1 protein-coding gene is annotated in these 1,032 nt (G+C 57.1%); it reads right to left on the bottom strand.

Features of this window, described 5'->3' with window-relative positions:
• The coding region (locus tag J5224_RS29785) for a thiamine pyrophosphate-dependent enzyme (protein ID WP_264628667.1) at window positions 1–1,032 on the bottom strand (1,032 nt) is incomplete at both ends.

The following is a 1,032-nucleotide window of genomic DNA, read 5'->3' as shown; positions in this document are numbered from 1 at the left end:
CCTCGAGATGCTGGTAATACTTGATAAGGCCAAACGCTGAATCCGACAGAACCACGATAACCACCGGTAGCGAGTAACGGGCAAGGGTTTCAAGTTCCTGGCTGGTGGTGTGAAATCCGCCGTCGCCGCAGAAGGCAATAACGCGCGTTTCGGGATGGCATATCTGCGCCGCCATGGCAGCGGGGAGGCCAAAGCCGAAACTGCCGCAGACGTTGGAACACAAAAAGTGGTTTGAACGGTAGGTGGTAGCCAGCAGCCCGGCATACTGCTGGTGCAACCCGACGTCGCTACAGAATATGCCATCATGCCCCAGCGCGGTGCTCAAGGCAGCCACAATGCGTGGAATATCGGTGAGGGTGTCAGGCTGTGCTGCGGGCTGGCGCATGTCAAAAAAACGCTTCAATCGCTGATGAGACGCCAGCCATTCCTGCTGAGGCAACGCGTAGTGGGCAAGTTGGTCAAGGCTGCGTGTGATATTGCCCAGACAGAGAATATCGGGTTGGAAAATATCGCCCATGGGGACATCTACGCTGTTTATCATCAGCGTGGGTTTATCGTTACCCCACAATGCCGGTTTCAGGTCCTCACCGAAATCGTAGCCAATCAAAATCATCAAATCGACGCCCTCAAACAGCGGGTGCAGCACGGATGTGCGGTATACGCTATCCAGATATTGATTGGCGGCAGTCAGAAACTGAGGGTGATCGTCGGGCACGGCGCCCTTGGCTGCGAGGGCGCAGATAATTGGCGCATTGATCTGTTGTGCGAAGCGGCACACGCTTGCCTGTGCAGTGTCGCGGATAACCTGATTACCAATGACAATCATCGGATGCGTGGCATCGGTGATGCTCTGGGCGGCGCGAATAATGTCGGCGCGCGCAGGCTTGGCTTTCTTCGACCGGGTGAGTGGCTGCACGGCTTGCAACATGTCCAATGCCGCCCGATCCGGCACCTCGGTTTTCAGCAGATCCAGCGGGATACTGAGGTAGGCGGGGCCGGGCAAGCCCTCCAGCGTGCGCTGCAATGCGGTTT

The organism is Candidatus Symbiopectobacterium sp. NZEC135 (assembly GCF_025962695.1).
Note: the sequence above shows the minus strand (reverse complement) of the source record. Positions and strands in the feature narration are given on the sequence as shown.